The organism is Bacteroidia bacterium, assembly GCA_020852255.1.
Classification (GTDB): domain Bacteria; phylum Bacteroidota; class Bacteroidia; order JADZBD01; family JADZBD01; genus JADZBD01.
The window spans coordinates 109486-129057 of record JADZBD010000018.1; the positions used below are offsets into that span (position 1 = coordinate 109486).

Consider the following 19572-nt stretch of genomic DNA (forward strand, 5'->3'; position numbering starts at 1 on the left):
TTTTGCATGTTTTATGGCAAAGGGAGCCTCTAAAAACCGATGTTGCATAGATGATTCATTTACCGAATTTAATTGTTGATCTTGCCTTAATACTGGGCTCTGCGGCTCTTGTTACCCTCATTTTTAAGAAATTCAAACAACCCCTTGTGCTCGGTTATATTATTGCCGGGATACTGGTTGGCCCGAATTTCCCTTTGTTTCCCACAGTAATAGATGCACAAAATATTACAACGTGGGCTGAGATAGGAGTAATATTCCTGCTGTTCAGTCTTGGATTAGAGTTTAGCTTTAAGAAACTCATAAAGGTGGGAGGATCGGCTTCTATTACTGCCGTCTTTGAGGTCGCCACTATGCTTTTATTGGGATTTTGTACGGGCAAGCTATTGGGCTGGTCGCATTTGGACAGCATTTTTCTCGGAGGCATCTTGTCCATATCCTCCACCACAATTATCATTCGCGCTTTTGAGGAATTGGGAGTGAAGAACCAGAAATTTGCCGGGCTTGTCTTCGGGATACTTATCGTTGAGGATCTGGTGGCAATACTACTGCTGGTCATTCTCTCCACATTGGCATTAAGTCAGCAATTCGCGGGTACGGAAATGATGATCTCGCTTCTGAAACTCGGTTTTTTCCTTGTCCTTTGGTTTGTTGCAGGCATTTTTCTGATACCCACATTCCTAAGAATGATTCGAAAATTAATGAGTGACGAGACATTGCTCATCGTATCGCTGGCTCTATGCTTACTAATGGTGGTGCTTGCCGTAAAAGTCGGTTTCTCCCCGGCACTTGGGGCTTTTATCATGGGTTCTGTGCTTGCGGAAACTACCAAAGCCGAGAAAATAGAACATATCGTAAAACCAGTAAAAGACCTTTTCGGAGCCATTTTCTTTGTTTCAGTCGGTATGCTCATTGAGCCTGCCATGCTGAAAGAATTTGCCGGACCGATCGCCATTATCACGCTGGTTACAGTTTTTGGCAAATTCATGAGCACTACTTTCGGGGCATTGATCTCAGGTCAGCCGCTAAAACAGTCCGTCAAGGCAGGAATGAGCCTTTCCCAGATCGGGGAGTTTTCATTTATTATTGCAACCCTCGGCCTTACTCTAAAAGTTACCAGTGATTTTCTTTATCCGATTGCGGTAGCGGTTTCGGCAGTTACAACTTTTATTACACCATATCTTATTCGCTCTTCCGAGCCGTTTTACAGGTTGATTGAAAAAACTCTACCTGCAAAACTTGTTCATAGGATGAACCGCTATGCCTCCAATGTGAACGTGATTAAAGATATAAGTGAATGGAAAGCCATTCTGAAGTCGTATGCTTATGTTATAGTTCTTAATTCCGTTGTAATCAGCGGTCTTATCTTTCTGTCTTCATACCTTCTTGCTCCTTTTGTAAAGGAAAAAATCGGGAATGTTTTAACGGGTAATATTCTTACTGCTGTCATTGCCATGTTATGCATAACTCCTTTCCTGTGGGCTTTGGCTATGAAGAAGATCACGACCACTACCGGGCATAATGTATGGCTTAATCAGAAATACAGGGGACCTTTGGTTATTCTGGAGATCATAAGAATAGTGCTGGCGATTTTTTTTGTTGGATTCCTGCTTGACAAGTTATTTTCTCCGCTGATCGCCCTTATTGTGGCCCTTGCCATAATCATTACGATAACGGTGATTTTTTCCAGGCGTTTACAGCTACTTTATGACATAATTGAAGAACGGTTCATGTACAACCTTCATGCGCGTGAATTAAAACAGAAAGAAGGAATACCGATGCGGGAAATGCTTCCTTGGGACGCGCATATAGCGGAATTTGAAATACTGCCCGAATCTCCTTTTATTGGAAAAACCCTCATGGAACTGGCCTTGCGGGAAAAATTCGGAATCAATATTGCACGGATTGAACGGGGAAAAATTACAATCAATATTCCCAGGAAAGAGGAAAGGCTTTATCCTGGGGACAATATTTTTGTGATTGGTACAGACGAACAATTAGACCAATTCCGAAGTGAACTGGAAATTTTACCCGTTGAGCCACTTGAGCAAAAGTCTAATCATGAAGTATTGCTTCAGCAGTTTGTAATAGATAAGGATTTCCAGCTTATTTCCAAGACTATCAGGGAATCGGGCATCCGGGAAAAAACCAATGGACTAATTGTAGGAATCGAGCGGGGCGGACAGAGAATATTGAATCCCGATTCTTCCACACCGCTTTCAGAAGGAGACATTATCTGGATTGTTGGAGAGAAGGGGATCATTGAAAAGCTAAAGAATGAAAAAGGAAGCGATGATTAAACCTGGCATAAAGAAATGCATCTAAAAATGGTAGTTCAAATTCGCAATATGGTCTTATTATATGTCTTGCTTTTGCTGGGATGCAGTGCATCTTATACAAGCAATGAGAAGTTGGTGGGCTATAACATGACAAAACCAGAATCCACAATGATTCTCCCCGATACTTTAAGAGAAGTATCAGGGCTTACGGCCATTGATTCTGTTTCCTTTGCCTGTATTCAGGATGAAAACGGAATATTGTTCATCTACGATGCTGTAAAGAACGAAGTAAAAAAGCAATATACTTTTCACCTTGATGGAGATTACGAGGGAATAGCCAGGGTTGGCAAGACGATATATGTTCTCAGAAGCGATGGTGTGCTTTTTGAGATCACTGATTATGATTCAAAAGATTGCAAAGTTAACTCATATCAAACCGGTATTCCTGCCAACAACAATGAAGGATTATGTTTTAATCCGGATAGCAACAGGCTCTTGATCGCTTGCAAGGGCAAAATTGGAAAGGGGCCTGAATTCAAGGACAAGAGGGTGATTTATGGTTTCGATTTAAAGACAAAATCTCTTTCCAAAGAACCTGTCTTTGACTTTGATTTGCAAGCCATCAAAGATTTTGCTATCAAGAACAATCTTAATCTTCCGGTAAAGGAGCGAAAAAAGAAAGGGGAAACTGTGAAGGAACCTTTTATCAAATTCAGGACTTCGGCTATCGGCATTCATCCAGTCACGCAAAAACTCTACCTGCTTTCAGCATCTGATCATTTGCTGTTTATTTTCAACATGAACGGTAATCTTGAACATATTGAGCAACTAAATCCAGCAATGTTCAATAAAGCAGAAGGAATTACTTTCTTTGAGAATGGCGATATGCTTATAACCAATGAAGGTCAGGATAAAAAGCCGACTTTGTTGAGGTTTAAATACAAGAAGTAAGGCGTATTTAAAGATGCGATTTTAGGTGCGGAATTCGGGTACGGAAAATGCTAACTTTTGCTTACTTTTGTCAAAAATTGTATCTGATTCACAGGCTTTTACGTTCAGAATCTGCACTTGAAATGAGAAGGATTTCGGATTACCTACCTTTGTCTTTCAATACAAGAATAATAGTAAATGGTATACAGGAACATCACTCCTGACAGGTTACCAGGATCGTCCCTTAAAGGCTTATAGCCGGTTTTTAATACCTTTGTTCAGGTTCTTGCAAGTAAGTGTCAATAAAGTCAATTATAGCCTGTAAATCAGCGGGATTGAGGTTCGAAGCGTGGACCTCCTTTCCCGCAGATAAGTCAAATGAAGCCCCGCTATCGCGGGGTTTTTAATTTTTCGGAAAGCCCGGAAAGCTTGCTTTCATGGTCTTGGAGAAAAATTGAAAACAGCGCAGCGCTTCATTTGACTGTGACAATGGGAGTAATAGGGCTCATGCCAGTAATCCCTCTCTCCGCTCAAAAGGACTGCCCCATTAAAAAAGGGGGGCAGTCCTTTCTTATTTTTGCCTTTTCTACTGCTAAAATGGGCAATGGTCTGAAAAATTAAGTTCACTTTGGGGTTCGAAATGCCCCTTCTTTGCGGTTATACTCCAATCCTCGGGAAACACAAACTTTTGCACAAAGAGAAGAAAATCCCTAGTTGGTCTCACACTGTCCACCCTAGCCTTCAATTTTTTGCTTACCCCCAAAATATTTTTCAATTGTTAATCTTGCCATCAGGTAGCTCAGGGTTGATTCAGCACCCTGGTTGAGGTTTACATAATTTTCTTCAAGCCCGTCATAACATCCGCCAGTACAGGGATTGTAAATAACCTGGTGCAGATGGTTATTTCCAAGAAACCAATCGAAAGCGGTCTTCATCTTAACTAGGTAATATTTATTCTTAACTACATCATAGAATTTACTTAATGCAATGACAGAATAGGCTACATCAATCGGCTGTTCTCCTCCGGTATCTATCAATACCCTGTCCTCGCTTTTATGAAGCCAGGTTTTATTAGAAATTACTCTTATGCTGTTGTTTCTAAAGGTCTTCGACAAAAGAAAATCAAAAGATGAATTTGCAATTTCTTTGTATATCGGTTCAGAGGTGGCTAACCATGCACACAACATCGCTTCGGGTAAAATACTGTTAGCATATGTAAGATAACTTTCGAACCACTGCCATTCATGGTCCGCTTCGTGCCTGTACATTTGAACCAGCCTATTTGCAAGTTCTTTTATCAACAACACATTTTGCGCTGATTTGCATTTTGTGTTGCGATAGTACAACCCTTTAATTGCAAATGCCATGGCTCGCGTTGCATGAATCTTATTTACATTCAATAAAGCTATTTCCAGTATTGATTCTGCTTCCTCTGTCAGTTCTTTGGGCAATAAATCGCGCAGAGAAACCAAATAGCCCAAAGCCCAAATGGCTCTCCCGTTTGCATCAGCAAGGTTGGTTGAATTATTTTGTTCTGTAAAAAGTCTTTGCTCGTTCACATAATTCAGAAAGTGACCTTCCGGTTGCAGACAATGTTTTATGAAATTGAAATACGTATAAATATCTTTTACAACCTTCTTGTCCATTGTCAGTTCGAAAAGTTGAGACATGGCAATCAAGGCCCGTGCGTTATCATCCAATGTGTATCCTGAATCAATGTCAGGTTTATTTATTTTAGAAAACTGAACCATTCCAAAATCAGTCGTCAGTTTTTTTATATGGTCAAGGTTGATGGCAGGCAAATTATAGTGCAATAAAATTTTATCGTTTCCTGTTTTGGCAAATAAATATGCATGGGCAATAGCCGCATTTTCCCAGGCTGTAGATGCTATTCTGTGCAATCCGTTTGAACTGATATTTTTTCTCCGCAGTTCATCATTCAATAAGCGGATTACCGCATCACGTAATTGTTTCGGGTTCTCAAAATCAACGATAATCCCTGCATCATTTCGCAATACTTCACGCGCATGCGGAATAGGAGTGGAAATAACCGGGCAACCACAACTAATGGCATAAGAAAAAGTTCCGCTTACCGCCTGATTAGGGTCTTTAGAGGTAAACAAATATATATCCGTGAGCTGTAAATATTCCAGCAGATCGGGCAGCGGCAGGAAATAATTAACAAATTGTACATGCTGTTGCATTTGCAAATCAGCAACCTTTGTTTCAAGCTCCCTGCGATATTTTTCGCCTTCGTGTTTTATAACAGACGGGTGCGTTTTACCGATAATAAGAAACAACACGTCGGAATCTTTCTTAATGATTGCCGGCAATGCCTCTAAAGTGGTTTCAATACTTTTACCAGAACTGAGCAGTCCAAAGGTGGAGAGTACTTTTTTCCCGGATAATTTATATTTTTCTTTCAGAAGCTTTTTATCTGAATGTGGCACTAAGTGTGTACCATGCGGAATGACTGAAATTTTTTCATTTTCTACCCCGTAATCATTAATCAATATTTTTTTAGAAGATTTGGTCATAACAATGAGAGTTTCAGAAGCATCCGCAATTTGCTGCACTTTTTCTCTTAATGACGCATGCGGGTGCGGTAATACGGTATGAAAAGAAATAACAACCGGCTTGGAGATGGCATTTAAAAATCGCTGGAAATTATCTTCTTTTTTTTCAAAGAACCCGAATTCATGCTGAATCATAACCAGCCGGATAGCTGCATCATCATTGATTATTTTGGCTAATTTGCCGAATGCCCCCGGATGATCTGTATTAAGGATGTATTTTGTTTCATCAGTATAATTATGTTTTTCGCTTTCCGATTCCAGTGGACAAATTCTTATGGTGAATGAATGGTCGAATTTATTGTTCAGTGCCTTTATCAAATCCTGTGAGAATGTTGCAATGCCACATTCGCGCGGAGGATAGGAAGTGATGAATAAAATTTCAGGCAGGGCATGATCATCAGCAGGATGTTGCGCGCCATCCCTCAGTTGACAGATGACCCTGGGAAATAATGCACTTGTAGTAATTTCATTTTTCATCTTACTTAGTATTAAGCAACAACTCAGCCAAGAGCGCAGATAAACTTACGGAGGCGCATGCTATACGCTCATCGGCAGCACCATAATAAATATACAGTGTGTCTTCAAACAAAACAGCTCCAGTTGGAAAACACACATTATTCACTTCGCCTTTTAATTCCCATTCGTGCTCTGGCTTGAACAATGGGTAGGGTAGCCGCGCAATTTCCTTAAGGGGATTTTCTAAATCCAATAAAGCCACACAGGCCGAATACACGTATCCTTTCGTTGTATCATGCACGCCATGATAAATTAACAGCCATCCGTGTTCTGTTTCTATAGGGGGACAGCCTCCGCCAATGTAACTTACCTCGTGCCTGTGCCGGGGAGCAAGCGCAATATTTTTATCGAGATGAAGAAAGTAGTGCTCCCAAAATTCTTTTGTGAGTTCATTTAAATTATTTACCGCTGCTATTTGTATGTCGGGTCTTATGCGATGAAGGAAAAACAGCTTGCCGTTTATTCTTCTTGGGAAAAAAATCACATTCTTATCCCACACGAAAATATTTCTATCAGGTTTCGGGGAGAGATGGTTGCTGTTATTATAGCGAGAATATTTTATATTGATAGGGCCTTTGCATTCCGCGAGGTGCTTAAATTCATCATAAGCGAGCTGCGGCACAATTAATCCGTGCTTTTCAAAATGCTGCAAATCTTTTGAAGTAGCCAATGCGCCCAGCGCATTCACTCCATCATAGGCAGTGTACGTAAGATAATACAGGTCGTCAATCCTGGTGATTCGAGGATCTTCAACGCCATGTGATTCATATTCGAAGTGAGGAAATAGCACGGGAGTATCAAAACGTTCCTCAACCGTGAGGGGTCCATTCAGCTTGCAATAGCCTATGCTTGAATAATTGCCTTTACTCACCGCCCTGTAAAAAAGGTGAACGCAACCGCCCTCACGTATTGCTGCGGGATTTAATACCCCTTCGTTTTCAAAACTGTAGATAGTTTTGTTCAGCAGGATGCCTTCTTTTTTAACTTCAATCATAGATTTATTTTAACATAACCTTTTAAATAAGTTACATAATTCACACATCACCACAGTAGGAAGTCACTTTTCTGCTGGAGATTCTTAAAGAAGGAAGGAGTTAATCAGGTAACTTTTAAAACGTATGACTTCCGATGAAGTTCCTTTTTTTGTAAGGTAGGGATAAATCATGGCGTAGAAGTTTTTTTGTTTTAGTATTATTCAAATTAAATCAAATTGCTTCTTGTTGCGAATGCGGAAAGGCGGTTCAGTTCGGGAGGTTCAATCAAGGAGGGGAGATTCTCATTTTTAAGGAGAGTCTGCACTAAAAATAGCCTAATACATCACCCTGCCAGTTTACCCCCTGTTTGCATAACATGGGTTTTCTTTTACCTGCGTAAGGGCTATTTAGCAGACTTTGGAGACGTTTTTAGGCTTCCCACAACCGATGCCCTCTTAACCCTTTAAATAGCTTTTTATACCTTTGGACAGTCAAAAATGGATTCGTCCAAGTTCTTTTCTATAAAATCAATTATTAACTGTAAATCTTGGGGATTGAAGTTCGAAGTGTAGACCTCCTTTCCCGCAGAAGTAACTTAACCCCCGCAATTGCGGGGGTTAAGTGTATAATTTGTCTTTAGCTTTGAGAAAATACAACATGAAGTTCAACGTACTAAGCATTATTCTGGGCGCAGTTTGCCTGCTGGCTTCATGCTCAGGGGATACGAAAGAGGGTGCAGACACCGTGCCCGGGTCAATCATAGATTCAACACATGCTGAAACCGGAGAGCCCTGGACCACAGAACAGCTGATCTCTCCTAAGGCTCTCGCAGAGTCCGTTCAGGGCGGCAACGCTCAGATGCCGGTGATTTTCAGCATTGGACCATCCGGCCTCATTAAGTACGCAATTGAGATCGGTCCGGCTCAGGACGAGGAAAACCTTCTGAAACTGAAGTCAGAATTGACAAAAATTCCCAAGGATACTCAAGTGGTAATTTACTGCGGATGCTGCCCCTTCGCAGACTGCCCCAACATCCGGCCCTCATTTAAACTCCTCAATGAAATGGGATTCACGAATCACCGCCTGCTGGATATTCCCCAAAACCTGAAAGTTAACTGGATAGATAAGGGATATCCAATGGCGGAGTAAGTTATCTTACCTGCACTTCCTTAATGGATAGGCGTACAAAGAGAAGAAGTCTTTGCTGCGGTTTGAGATGAGTGATAGGTGGATTGGTCTTATATTAATCATTAAATGTTTCCGGTGCCTGTTCCATTTCCTGAGCTGTTTGATTTTGCTTGGCAAGTGTCCATCCGTCTGTGGCAGTTGTTTCCAGCCAGTTTTTACCGGACTTTCTGAAAACCTGAACGGAGAGTCCGTACACATCCCTGAACCCGGCTTCGAGTTCACCTACGGTCATTTCCGGTGAAACGGTCAGTGTCCCTTTATTATGCTGAATACGACATTCCCCAAGTGTTTTTGAATCGGAATTCATCAGTTTTTTCGGCGAGGGAGCACCCTCCTTATGCGGTTTGCTAAAGAATTCCAGTTTCAGACAAGGAAACACTTCCTGGAATTCCTCCTTAATCGCATGAATCTTTCGATGATCGTTAATGGTGATTTTCATAGTGGATTATTTGACTCAAAATTCGGCATCAAAGGCATTGAAGATGAATGACTCCGGTCAAGTAACCGAATGACTTTTCTCAGTATATAATTTTTACCTTTGCCGCCTGTGGAGAAAATATTTCCCAATAGAAAGGCCCTTCTTCTGGTGGTGGTTGCCTCTTTAGGCTATTTCGTGGATATCTACGATTTGGTTTTGTTCAATGTAGTGAAACGGGAAAGCCTGGAGTATATACGGGCATTGAAGGGCCTTGATTTTGTCGTCAAAGAAGAGGGGATTTTTCTGTTTAATATGCAGATGTTCGGTATGCTGGCGGGAGGAATTCTCTGGGGTATATGGGGAGATAAAAAAGGGCGCATATCGGTACTCTTTGGTTCTATTCTGCTGTACTCGGCTGCCAACATCGCAAATGCTTTTACATTCGACCTGACTTCCTATGCGGTGGTCCGCTTTATCGCGGGAATCGGTTTAGCCGGCGAACTGGGTGCCGGAATTACATTGGTGGCAGAAACCTTACACAAAGAAAAAAGAGGCTATGGTACGATGATCATTGTAACCTTTGGCGCTTTAGGTGCTGTTCTGGCGTCACAGGTGGCTGATAAGGGTGCATGGTTTGCCGGTATTTTTCAGAACATTACGGGTTTCGCCATTCAAAACTGGCAGGTAGCGTATCTGGTCGGCGGCGGACTCGGACTGCTTTTACTTATCCTTCGTATTGGTACGCTTGAATCCGGCATGTTCCATAGTATGAAGCAGAGCAGCGTCAGAAAAGGTGATATACGGATACTTTTTAACAACAGAAAGCGCTTTCAAAAATATCTGAAATGTATTCTTATTGGTCTTCCCATCTGGTACACGATCGGTGTATTAATCGCTTTGTCGGAAGATTATTTTTCAAAGGAATTCGGAATTGAAGGAATTAAAAACGGAACAGCGATTATGTATGCCTACATTGGATTGTCTGTAGGAGATTTGCTGTCTGGAATGATCAGTCAGTTTCTGCGGAGCCGGAAGAAAGTGGTTTACATTTACCTTGTGTTATCGCTGCTGCTAATCCTTGTCTTTCTTTTCGGAATGAATGGTGCTTCCACGTCCGTGTATTACCTGATGTGTTTTCTGCTGGGAACTGCAACAGGATATTGGGCGATATTCGTCACGATTTCTTCGGAGCAGTTTGGCACAAACATCCGCTCTACCGTTACGAACACTGTTCCCAACTTTGTACGCGGATCCGTTCCTCCGATTACCAATGCGTTTAAATACCTGGTTATACCTGTTGGAACGGTATCTTCTGCACTCATCGTGGGCGCGGTTTGTCTGGCGCTGGCTTTTTGGGCCACCTGGTCCATTAAAGAATCTTTTTCGGAAGATCTGGATTATGTGGAGGAATGCTAAATCTTCATTTTAACTTTTAAGCGTAACTTTACAGGAAGAATTTCACGAAAAACCGAATCGTTTACAATGAAGGGAACTGTCAGATTAACCATACTGTTCATTAGTGGATTGCTTCTGATCGTTACGCTGAGCACCTGTACAAAGGATGTGGGTCCGTCAGCCGCCATGGCCTGTTCCAGTCTTTCTCATGAATGGACCGCTGACGTACAGCCCCTGATCAATACTTATTGTGCTACCCCGGCCTGTCACGACGCCAGTTTCAGTTCCGCCAACTATTTGGACTATACAGGAGTTAATGCCTCTGTTCTGTCCGGTTCTTTGCAAGAAAGATTATTTGAATTGGGAAACATGCCTCCTGCCAGTTCACCGCAACTTCCGGTAGCTGATCAGCAGCGAATTCGCTGCTGGATAGAGGCAGGAGCCCTGGAAAATTAATGTATGGGCGTTACGGTGGTTATTGGTGCATCTGAAGATCCTTCCCGTTATTCGTGGAAAGCAGTTACACGTCTCGCTGCTGCGGGGGAAGTCGTTTACCCCTTAGGAATTAAAAATGGTGTCATATCCGGGTTAACTATTCATACGGATCGTCCGCGCCCTGAAAAAGTAGACACGGTAAGCCTCTATATATCCCCGCGGCATTTGCCGGAATGGGAGGATTATATCTTGTCTCTGAAGCCTAAACGCCTCATTTTCAATCCTGGAACGGAGGAGGCGGGATTCAGGGAGATTGCCAGGAAAGCCGGAATTGAGGTACTGGAAGCCTGTACCCTCGTTATGCTTTCAGTCGGGAATTACTGAACAAATTTGGAAGTTTGAACAAAAGGGCTATATATTTGCCGAATGAAAATGAACAAGAATAACTGGTGGTGGCTGTCAACTCATAGTTGAGCAGCTCTGTCGTTATTAAACTATATCACGCCCGCTGTTCTTTACAGCGGGCTTTTTTTTTGAGAAAAATGGAAATGAAATACAATGTAAAAATACACCGCCAGTTGGCAGATACTCTTACCCCGGTGGGTCTTTACCTTCTTTTGAGGGATAAATACCGCCGCACATTGTTGTTTGAGAGTTCGGATTATCATGGTGAAGAGAACAGCTTTTCATATATCTGTTGTGAGCCACTGACAGAATTTGTCTTCACAGGCCGGGAGGCAATTCTCCGGCAGCAGAGTGAAATTCACAAAACAACTGTGATTGATTTTAAACATGCCCTAAAAGAATACATGGGCATGCACCTACAATCCGGAGCGGAAGCCTCACCGGTGAATGGCATCTACGGATATATTTCTTATGAGGCAGCAGCCTGTTTTGACTCTTCTCTGAAGTTCAGGGAAAAGCCTGGCACAGGAATACCATTGGCGCAGTATGCTTTTTACCGGTTTGTTATCGGGATCAATCATTTTAACAGTGAATTATTTGTTGTTGAAAATATTCCGGAGGGAGCTTCTTCTCAGATGGAAGCTTTTATCGCTGATCTTAACCCGCGCTATGTCCCGGAATTTCCTTTTTCAGTAAACGATGAGGTGCTTCCTTCCATGCCGGATGAAGCTTACCGGAACATGGTTTCCGCAGGAAAACGGGAATGCCGTCAGGGAAATGTTTTTCAGGTGGTTTTATCCAGACAATTCAGCGTACCTTTTTCCGGTGATGAGTTCAATGTGTACCGGGCCTTGAGAAACATTAATCCTTCACCCTATCTGTTCTATTATGACGGAGGTGATTTTCGCATCTTCGGCTCTTCGCCGGAAGCGCAGTTAGTGGTAAAGGAGAAGAAAGCGTATATCTTTCCGATCGCAGGAACATTTCGCCGTACTGGAAATGCAGTTGTTGATATGAAAAGAGCAGAGGAATTAAAAGCGGATCCTAAGGAGAATGCGGAGCATATGATGCTGGTTGATCTTGCCCGTAATGACCTGTCTGTATGCTGTAACGGGGTGAGCGTGGAAAGTCTGGCAGAGATACAGTTTTATTCGCATGTGATTCATATGGTATCGAAAGTGAGCGGGAAGCTCAGAGATTTTGTTCACTCCGTGGATGTACTGGCCGCTACCTTTCCGGCAGGAACACTCTCGGGAGCGCCTAAATTCAGAGCGATGCAATTAATCGATGAGCTGGAGACAGAAAAAAGAGAATATTACGGCGGGGCCTTAGGATTCCTTGGATTTAACGGTGAGGTCAATAAATGTATTATCATTCGTTCGTTCCTTTCCCGGAATAATACGTTGTCTTTCAAAGCAGGCGCCGGAATTGTAATAGCCTCCGAAGAAAGCGGTGAACTGGAAGAAGTCAACAACAAGCTTTCCGCCCTGCACAAAGCGCTGAAGGGCTTTGCTGGTAATAAGTACATCCTTACGAACGAACTTCAATCTGCCTGATATGTCAATTCTCGTACTTGATAATTACGATAGTTTTACCTACAACCTGGTGCATTACATTGAGCAGGTAACAGACGAACCTGTGGAAGTATTCCGTAACGATGCCATTTCGGTAGAAGAGACGGGAAGGTTCAGTAAGATACTACTATCACCGGGACCCGGAATCCCTTCGGAGGCAGGAATAATGAAGCGTCTGATCGAGACCTGTGGTGCTACGCACAGCATTTTAGGAGTATGTCTTGGTTTGCAAGCTATTGGTGAAGTTTACGGCGGAAGAATTGTGAATCTGGAGAAAGTTTATCATGGGGTAGCAACCCCCGTGGATGTGCACGGGGATTCTTCTTTATTCAAAGGAATTCCCCACTCTTTTAATGCCGGCCGGTATCATAGTTGGGTGGTGGATTTGAATAGTCTGCCGGAAGAACTGGAGGTAACAGCCACCGACCGTGAGGGCAGGGTGATGTCGCTTTGTCACAAGAAATATAATGTACGGGGCGTACAGTTTCACCCGGAGAGTATCCTGACTGAACACGGATTACAACTTATCAGAAACTGGACTGAAATAGAATGAAAGAAGCTTTAACTACCCTTTTTGCTCATAGAACGCTCAGCCGGGAAGAAGCATGTAATTCACTCACGGCAATCGCTTCCGGGGAGATGAACCAGTCGCGTATGGCTGCTTTCCTGACCGCATATATTATGCGGACTCCGGCAACAGAAGAACTGCAGGGATTCAGATCTGCGTTGTTGAACCTCTGCCTTCCGGCAGATCTTGGAGGTATTCCTGTGATAGATCTCTGCGGAACCGGTGGTGATGGAAAAAACACTTTTAACATTTCTACCCTTGCAGCTTTTGTTGTTGCTGGTGCTGGAGTTAAGGTGGCTAAACACGGGAATTATGGCGTTAGCTCCGTTAGCGGCTCATCCAATGTACTGGAAGCGATGGGCGTGAAATTCACCAATCAAAGTTCTGTCTTGCGGTGTCAGCTGGAAAAAGCAGGCATCTGTTTTCTGCACGCCCCGCTTTTTCACCCGGCGATGAAAAGCATAGGACCCGTAAGGAAAGAGTTGGGAGTCAAAACATTTTTTAATATGCTCGGTCCGCTGGTAAATCCGGCCCGCCCGTATTATCAGTGCACAGGTGTTTACAGCATGGAAATGGCGAGGCTCTACCGCTACATACTTTCAGCGGATGAAGGCACTTTCAATGTCGTGCATACCTATGATGGCTATGATGAGATTTCGCTGACAGGAGCCGTGAAAGTTTTCTCTCGAACCGGAGAAAGAACTTTGTCTCCGGAAGATTTTGGATTTCCAAATTGTAATCCGGGGGCGATCCATGGAGGAGACAGCGTTGCAACGGCCGTTGCCATTTTCCGGAATGTGCTGGAGGGAAGTTGTCCGCAGGAACACCGGAATGTTGTACTCGCCAATGCAGCTCTTGCCATATCAGGGGCTTTGAACAAGGATTATGCTGAGGCACTTGAAATGGCAGTGGAGTCACTTAGCCAGGGAAAAGCACTTAAAGCACTGCAAACATTATTGACCCATGGCTGACATATTGAAAGAGATCATAGATTTTAAAAGGAAAGAGGTTGAAGAACGAAAATCACTCTATCCCGTAAATCTTCTGGAACGCTCAGTCCATTTTCACGCTCCCACGGTAAGTTTGAGTCATTACCTGACGCGAACGGGCTCACACGGAATCATTGCTGAGTTTAAAAGAAAATCACCTTCAGGCGGTGCAATAAATATCCATGCCGACGTAGAACGAACCTCGATCGGATATATGATGGCCGGTGCCAGCGCTCTTTCAATACTGACCGATCAGCACTTCTTCGGCGGATCGAATAAGGACCTCGCATGTGCCAGAAAATACAATTATTGTCCGGTGCTGAGAAAAGATTTCATCATTGATGAGTACCAGGTGTTGGAATCAAGAAGCATCGGATCGGATGCGATTCTTCTTATTGCTTCTGTTTTAAGTCCAACCGAGGTTAAAAAACTTGGAGGTCTTGCCCGTTCATTGGGAATGGAAGTGCTGCTGGAAATTCACAACGAAAAAGAGACCGGCTATGTCTGTGACGAAGTTAACCTGGTGGGAGTAAACAACCGAAATCTGAAGAAGATGAGCGTGTCGTTGGAAGTGTCGGAGTCGCTCATACCCCGGTTGCCTCAGGATAGGCCCCGCATTTCGGAGAGCGGGATCAAGTCGGTGGAGGACGTGATCAGGTTACGAAAGGCGGGTTTTAACGGCTTTCTGATGGGTGAATTCTTTATGAGATTCGGCCGTCCTGAAAAAGCATGCGAACGATTTATTCAAACACTTTCCGAAGCATGAGACTGAAGGTTTGCGGCTTGCGGGATCCGGAAAATATTGAAGCTGTTGCGCAGCTGCGGCCGGATATGATCGGATTTATTTTTTATCGGAATTCTCCACGCTATGCGGGGGAGATGCCCCGCGGAATTTTTACACCCGGCATCATTCGAGTGGGCGTTTTTGTAGATGCGGATCTTTCCGGCATTTTTAAAATCCGCGATTTATACAACCTGGATATGATCCAGCTCCATGGAAATGAATCTCCCGCATTTTGCAGGCAGCTGAAAAAAGAAACCAAAGTAATGAAAGCCATTGCCGTAACCTGTGCCGAAGATATCCGGTGCGCTGCGCAGTTTGAAGGAGAGGTAGATCATCTGCTTTTCGATAACCGATCTGCGCTTTATGGCGGAACGGGAAAAAAGTTCGATCATCTATTGCTGGAGAATTATTCCGGCAATACTCCCTTCTTTCTCAGTGGTGGTATCGGTGAACACGAAGTTACTGGTTACAGGAACTTCTGTCCCTTTCCAATGATGGCCGGATTGGACCTTAACAGCAAATTTGAGATCCGGCCGGGACTCAAGGACATTAAAAGGTTAAAATCTCTGCTCACATGAAAACACAAATGACCGGGAAAGATTATAATGTTGACGAAAATGGTTTTTACGGAGCCTTTGGTGGGGCATTTATTCCGGAAATGTTGCATGCAAATGTGGAGGAACTTTTACGCTTTTATCGAGAGGCCATCGTAGATGATGCCTTTCTCCATGAATTCTATGCCTTGCTGAGAGATTATGTTGGACGGCCTTCGCCGTTATATTACGCTGAGCGCTTGTCGTTTAAGTACGACGCAAAAATTTATCTGAAAAGAGAGGATCTGAACCATACAGGGGCCCATAAGATTAATAACACGTTGGGTCAGATACTGCTGGCACGGAGAATGGGTAAAAAGCGAATCATTGCTGAAACCGGAGCCGGGCAGCACGGAGTTGCAACTGCAACAGTATGTGCTCTCATGAACATGCCCTGTGTTATATATATGGGAGAGACAGATATACGTCGTCAGGCTCCCAATGTGGCCCGCATGAAAATGCTTGGAGCGGAAGTAAGATCCGTTGTCTCCGGAAGTTGTACGCTGAAAGATGCGACCAACGAAGCCATTCGTGATTGGATCAATGATCCTCTGGGCACCTATTATCTCATCGGTTCGGTGGTGGGGCCGCATCCGTATCCGGAGATGGTTGCCCGCTTTCAGAGTGTGATCAGCGAAGAAATAAGGAAGCAGTTGAAAGAAAAGGAGGCCCGGGATGAGCCGGATCATGTGATCGCTTGTGTTGGAGGTGGGAGCAATGCTGCCGGCGCTTTCTTTCATTTCCTGGATTCCGGAAAGGTGCGCCTGCACGGTGTTGAGGCGGCCGGTATGGGACTGGATTCAGGAAAAACGGCTGCCACTCTTGCCAGAGGTGAGCATGGAATTATTCATGGCAGCATGACTATTCTAATGCAGAATGAAGACGGTCAGATCACAGAACCACATTCCATCTCTGCCGGACTTGATTACCCAGGCATCGGCCCCCTGCATGCACACCTTTTTGAAAGTGGCCGGGCAGTGTATCATGCCGTGACTGACAAAGAAGCACTGACAGCCGGATTTGAACTGGCGGCACTGGAGGGTATCATTCCCGCATTGGAAAGTGCACATGCTCTTGCTGCGTTGAAAAAGATAACATTTGGAAAGGGAGAGATAGCTGTGCTGTGTTTATCCGGCAGAGGCGATAAGGATATGGAAACCTATTTAAATCATTCAGCATGAGTCTTTCTGTTTTCTTTACAGCCGGATACCCGCAGTTAAACGATACGCTTCCCTTGCTTTCGTCACTTGAGAAGGAGGGAATAGAGAGGGTAGAAATCGGTATCCCTTTTTCCGACCCTCTGGCTGACGGTCCTGTTATCCAGGAAAGCAGCATGGTGGCGCTGAAGAACGGAATGTCGCTGCGCATCCTTTTTGAACAACTAAAAGAACGCCCCCGGTCTTCTAAAACGAAAATTTACCTGATGGGATACCTGAATCCTGTGCTCCGCTTTGGTATGGAGAATTTTTTAAATGAGTGTTCAGAATGCGGAGTGCGCGGTGTAATTCTTCCCGACCTGCCCCCGGAAATCTATGCTAAGATGTACGCACATATGTTTGAGAAATACAGGCTGAGCTGCATCTTTCTTATTTCACCGCAAACTTCAGACCAGCGAATCCGGTTAGTTGATTCACTCTCGACAGACTTTATTTATGCGGTTTCTGTTTCAGCAACCACCGGAAGAAAGATTGATCCGGCCAACAGAGAGGAGTTTATGAAACGAATCAGTTCGATGGGTTTAAAGAATGAGATCGTAGCAGGATTTGGAATTTCTGACAATGCCGCTTACATGTCGGTGATGCGTTTTCTGGACGGCGCCATTTCGGGAACAGCATTTATTCAGTATATAAAAACACACGGAACAGAAAACATTTCGCCATTCATTCGTCAATTCCAAAACACATGATAATTCAAGTCAAAGTGGGAATAGAGGAGCTGCAACGTAAACGGGTGCTTGAAGCGGTAGCTCTGGCCGGTTACAAAGCGACGGAAGTAAACACGCGTTCGCGCCGTTACCTCGTTTGTATCGGAAAAAAAGAATTCGATATCCGTACGCTGGGGTCTCTTCCGGGGGTAGAGGATGTTCACCGGGTGAGTGATAGCTATAAGTTGGTTTCATCAAAATGGAAAGTGGGTAAATCATCGGTACCTGTGGGCGATGACCTGTTCATCGGTGGCAGTAATTTCGCCATAATGGCCGGGCCTTGCAGCATCGAATCCGAAGAACAGGTGAGAAGCATAGCCCGTCATCTGAAGGATAACAATATCCGGATTATGCGGGGTGGGGTGTTCAAACCGCGTAGTTCTCCATATGCTTTTCGGGGGCTTGGAATTGAAGGATTGAAGATGTTTCATCTCGTGTGCAGAGAATTTGGGCTAAAGCTTATTACAGAGGTGATGCAGGTGAGCCAAATTGCAGAAATGCACGACTATGTTGATATCTACCAGGTGGGCGCCAGAAATTCACAGAATTTTAACCTTCTGGATGAATTGGGTAAGGTAGATAAGCCCGTGTTGTTGAAAAGAGGAATGAGCGGTACTATTGATGAATTGCTTCAATCAGCGGAGTATATTTTTTCTCATGGAAATGAGAAGATCATCCTTTGTGAACGCGGGATCAGAACCTACGAAGAAGCGTATCGAAACACGTTTGATATCAATGCCATTCCGGTGCTGAAAGAAAAGTCCCACCTTCCTGTTATTGCGGACCCGTCGCATGGGATCGGTCTGCGCGATCATGTATCTGCCATTGCTCTGGCCTCCCTGGCTGCTGGTGCTGACGGCGTGATTTATGAGGTACATCCTAGCCCGGAAGAAGCTTTCAGTGATGGTCAGCAAACGCTTAATTTTCCGGAAAGTGCAGAACTGAACCGGAAGCTGGATCTGCTCCGTAAATTTTCCTAACATTGCGAATGCATATTAAAATTGCGGTACTGATTTTCTTCTTTTGCTCCTGCATCCGGCCCGGACGCGACATTGAGAGTTATAAAATACCAGATGCTCCGGATTATTCGAAGGAGTCATGCTGGGCAGCTCTACCCTGGATCAGGGATTCAGCTGATGTGGTACCTCGGAATTCCGGACTTAGCGACGGGCAAAAAAACGCAAAGGTGGATGTGTTCTTTATCCACCCTACCAGTAATTTTTCACGTAAATGCTGGAATCAGGATTTAAAACACAGAGCCACAAATAACCGTACAAATATTGGAAGTATTCTGAATCAAGCTACTGTTTTCAACGGTTCATGTGCAGTGTACGCTCCCCGATACAGACAAGCCACATTGTATAGTTTCGTAGACTTATATGGAAAGCGTAGGTCGGAAAACAAAAATGGTGAGAAGGCAATGGCCCTCGCTTATTCCGATGTCCGGACTGCTTTTATATATTTCCTGGATCATTTTTCAAAAGGAAGACCGTTTATTATTGCTTCTCATTCTCAGGGAACATGGCACGCACGCACACTAATCGGCGAGTTGGTTGAAAAGGATTCAACACTGATGAAACGGCTTGTCGCAGCTTATCTGATCGGAGGAGGAACAGAATGGGGTGCTTTTTCGGTACTTCAGCCCTGCGGGAGAGCTTCTGAAACTGGTTGTTTCGTAAGTTGGAATAGTATGAAGTGGGGAGCGAAAGATCCTTATAATGGAAAGAAAAATCTGATTTGCGTAAATCCTGTTTCGTGGGAAATAAACGGTTCTGCGACGAATAAATCTCATAGCAAAGGGGGCTCGCCATACAAACTGAAGGGCATACATCCTCAGCATGTGTGTGCAGGATGTGGCGACGGTGATGGACTCCTCTTTGTCACCAAGCCTCGTAAAGGTAACTATATGAAGAATGTTCGAAATTATCATACAGCAGATTATAATCTGTTCTGGCTCGACATACGTCTCAATGTAGATTTGAGAGTCCGGGAGTATTTTCTTAAGCAATAACTTTAAGACCAAAGCC

At 43.9% G+C, this 19572-nt stretch carries 19 protein-coding genes; 16 read left to right on the top strand and 3 right to left on the bottom strand.

Going from position 1 to position 19572, the window contains the following annotated elements:
- Positions 1–50 precede the first annotated feature (50 nt).
- From IT233_10710 to IT233_10720, 3 genes are all read left to right on the top strand, one after another.
- Complete coding sequence (locus IT233_10710) at positions 51–2297, top strand: cation:proton antiporter (protein ID MCC7303101.1); 2247 nt, start codon at positions 51–53, stop codon at positions 2295–2297.
- 27 nt (positions 2298–2324) lie between these two features.
- A complete protein-coding gene (locus IT233_10715) occupies positions 2325–3227 on the top strand; it encodes a hypothetical protein (GenBank protein MCC7303102.1) in 903 nt (300 codons plus the stop codon).
- Positions 3228–3584: 357 nt separating this feature from the next.
- The gene (locus IT233_10720; GenBank protein MCC7303103.1) at positions 3585–3827 is read left to right on the top strand and encodes a hypothetical protein; all 243 of its coding nucleotides are present in this window, start codon (positions 3585–3587) and stop codon (positions 3825–3827) included.
- 113 nt (positions 3828–3940) lie between these two features.
- Here IT233_10720 and IT233_10725 read toward each other — a convergent pair whose 3' ends face one another.
- Both IT233_10725 and IT233_10730 read right to left on the bottom strand, forming a co-directional pair.
- Positions 3941–6259 (bottom strand): glycosyltransferase, encoded by a 2319-nt coding sequence (locus IT233_10725; GenBank protein ID MCC7303104.1) that lies wholly within the window; start codon positions 6257–6259, stop codon positions 3941–3943.
- A 1-nt stretch (position 6260) separates the two neighbouring features.
- Positions 6261–7292 (bottom strand): pesticidal protein Cry7Aa, encoded by a 1032-nt coding sequence (locus tag IT233_10730; GenBank protein MCC7303105.1) that lies wholly within the window; start codon positions 7290–7292, stop codon positions 6261–6263.
- A 637-nt stretch (positions 7293–7929) separates the two neighbouring features.
- On the opposite strand from IT233_10730, the gene IT233_10735 reads away from it, so the two are divergent.
- Entirely contained in the window at positions 7930–8421 is a 492-nt protein-coding gene (locus IT233_10735; protein ID MCC7303106.1) for a rhodanese-like domain-containing protein, read from the top strand.
- A 94-nt stretch (positions 8422–8515) separates the two neighbouring features.
- On the opposite strand, the gene IT233_10740 is transcribed toward IT233_10735, so the two are convergent.
- Positions 8516–8899: a hypothetical protein gene (locus IT233_10740; protein ID MCC7303107.1), complete on the bottom strand. Its 384-nt coding sequence runs from the start codon at positions 8897–8899 to the stop codon at positions 8516–8518.
- Positions 8900–8998: 99 nt separating this feature from the next.
- Between IT233_10740 and IT233_10745 the strand changes: the two genes are divergently transcribed.
- From IT233_10745 to IT233_10800, 12 genes are all read left to right on the top strand, one after another.
- Positions 8999–10294: an MFS transporter gene (locus IT233_10745; protein MCC7303108.1), complete on the top strand. Its 1296-nt coding sequence runs from the start codon at positions 8999–9001 to the stop codon at positions 10292–10294.
- Positions 10295–10360: 66 nt separating this feature from the next.
- Positions 10361–10729, top strand: coding sequence for a hypothetical protein (locus IT233_10750; GenBank protein MCC7303109.1), 369 nt, complete (start codon positions 10361–10363; stop codon positions 10727–10729).
- Positions 10730–10732: 3 nt separating this feature from the next.
- Complete coding sequence (locus IT233_10755) at positions 10733–11092, top strand: CoA-binding protein (GenBank protein ID MCC7303110.1); 360 nt, start codon at positions 10733–10735, stop codon at positions 11090–11092.
- A 158-nt stretch (positions 11093–11250) separates the two neighbouring features.
- On the top strand, positions 11251–12669 hold the full coding sequence (locus IT233_10760) for an anthranilate synthase component I family protein (GenBank protein MCC7303111.1): 1419 nt from the start codon (positions 11251–11253) through the stop codon (positions 12667–12669).
- Position 12670: 1 nt separating this feature from the next.
- Entirely contained in the window at positions 12671–13240 is a 570-nt protein-coding gene (locus IT233_10765) for an aminodeoxychorismate/anthranilate synthase component II (GenBank protein ID MCC7303112.1), read from the top strand.
- A complete protein-coding gene (gene trpD / locus IT233_10770; GenBank protein MCC7303113.1) occupies positions 13237–14226 on the top strand; it encodes an anthranilate phosphoribosyltransferase in 990 nt (329 codons plus the stop codon). Before IT233_10765 ends, trpD begins: the two co-directional genes overlap by 4 nt.
- Positions 14219–15010 (top strand): indole-3-glycerol phosphate synthase TrpC, encoded by a 792-nt coding sequence (gene trpC, locus IT233_10775; protein MCC7303114.1) that lies wholly within the window; start codon positions 14219–14221, stop codon positions 15008–15010. The genes trpD and trpC overlap by 8 nt, the downstream gene beginning before the upstream one ends.
- A complete protein-coding gene (locus tag IT233_10780) occupies positions 15007–15606 on the top strand; it encodes a phosphoribosylanthranilate isomerase (GenBank protein ID MCC7303115.1) in 600 nt (199 codons plus the stop codon). The genes trpC and IT233_10780 overlap by 4 nt, the downstream gene beginning before the upstream one ends.
- A gap of 8 nt (positions 15607–15614) precedes the next feature.
- Positions 15615–16802 (top strand): tryptophan synthase subunit beta, encoded by a 1188-nt coding sequence (gene trpB, locus IT233_10785; protein MCC7303116.1) that lies wholly within the window; start codon positions 15615–15617, stop codon positions 16800–16802.
- Entirely contained in the window at positions 16799–17527 is a 729-nt protein-coding gene (locus IT233_10790) for a tryptophan synthase subunit alpha (protein MCC7303117.1), read from the top strand. The genes trpB and IT233_10790 overlap by 4 nt, the downstream gene beginning before the upstream one ends.
- Entirely contained in the window at positions 17524–18525 is a 1002-nt protein-coding gene (locus IT233_10795; protein ID MCC7303118.1) for a bifunctional 3-deoxy-7-phosphoheptulonate synthase/chorismate mutase, read from the top strand. Before IT233_10790 ends, IT233_10795 begins: the two co-directional genes overlap by 4 nt.
- An 8-nt stretch (positions 18526–18533) precedes the next feature.
- Positions 18534–19556 (top strand): DUF3089 domain-containing protein, encoded by a 1023-nt coding sequence (locus tag IT233_10800; protein ID MCC7303119.1) that lies wholly within the window; start codon positions 18534–18536, stop codon positions 19554–19556.
- Positions 19557–19572: the final 16 nt, after the last annotated feature.

Bases quoted from the DNA above. Each gene is read 5' to 3' on its own strand.
- IT233_10710 (MCC7303101.1), top strand. From the start codon at position 51: ATGATTCATTTACCGAATTTAATTGTTGATCTTGCCTTAATACTGGGC.
- IT233_10715 (MCC7303102.1), top strand. From the start codon at position 2,325: ATGGTAGTTCAAATTCGCAATATGGTCTTATTATATGTCTTGCTTTTG.
- IT233_10720 (MCC7303103.1), top strand. From the start codon at position 3,585: ATGAAGCCCCGCTATCGCGGGGTTTTTAATTTTTCGGAAAGCCCGGAA.
- IT233_10725 (MCC7303104.1), bottom strand. From the start codon at position 6,259: ATGAAAAATGAAATTACTACAAGTGCATTATTTCCCAGGGTCATCTGT.
- IT233_10730 (MCC7303105.1), bottom strand. From the start codon at position 7,292: ATGATTGAAGTTAAAAAAGAAGGCATCCTGCTGAACAAAACTATCTAC.
- IT233_10735 (MCC7303106.1), top strand. From the start codon at position 7,930: ATGAAGTTCAACGTACTAAGCATTATTCTGGGCGCAGTTTGCCTGCTG.
- IT233_10740 (MCC7303107.1), bottom strand. From the start codon at position 8,899: ATGAAAATCACCATTAACGATCATCGAAAGATTCATGCGATTAAGGAG.
- IT233_10750 (MCC7303109.1), top strand. From the start codon at position 10,361: ATGAAGGGAACTGTCAGATTAACCATACTGTTCATTAGTGGATTGCTT.
- IT233_10755 (MCC7303110.1), top strand. From the start codon at position 10,733: ATGGGCGTTACGGTGGTTATTGGTGCATCTGAAGATCCTTCCCGTTAT.
- IT233_10760 (MCC7303111.1), top strand. From the start codon at position 11,251: ATGGAAATGAAATACAATGTAAAAATACACCGCCAGTTGGCAGATACT.
- IT233_10765 (MCC7303112.1), top strand. From the start codon at position 12,671: ATGTCAATTCTCGTACTTGATAATTACGATAGTTTTACCTACAACCTG.
- trpD (MCC7303113.1), top strand. From the start codon at position 13,237: ATGAAAGAAGCTTTAACTACCCTTTTTGCTCATAGAACGCTCAGCCGG.
- trpC (MCC7303114.1), top strand. From the start codon at position 14,219: ATGGCTGACATATTGAAAGAGATCATAGATTTTAAAAGGAAAGAGGTT.
- IT233_10780 (MCC7303115.1), top strand. From the start codon at position 15,007: ATGAGACTGAAGGTTTGCGGCTTGCGGGATCCGGAAAATATTGAAGCT.
- trpB (MCC7303116.1), top strand. From the start codon at position 15,615: ATGACCGGGAAAGATTATAATGTTGACGAAAATGGTTTTTACGGAGCC.
- IT233_10790 (MCC7303117.1), top strand. From the start codon at position 16,799: ATGAGTCTTTCTGTTTTCTTTACAGCCGGATACCCGCAGTTAAACGAT.
- IT233_10795 (MCC7303118.1), top strand. From the start codon at position 17,524: ATGATAATTCAAGTCAAAGTGGGAATAGAGGAGCTGCAACGTAAACGG.
- IT233_10800 (MCC7303119.1), top strand. From the start codon at position 18,534: ATGCATATTAAAATTGCGGTACTGATTTTCTTCTTTTGCTCCTGCATC.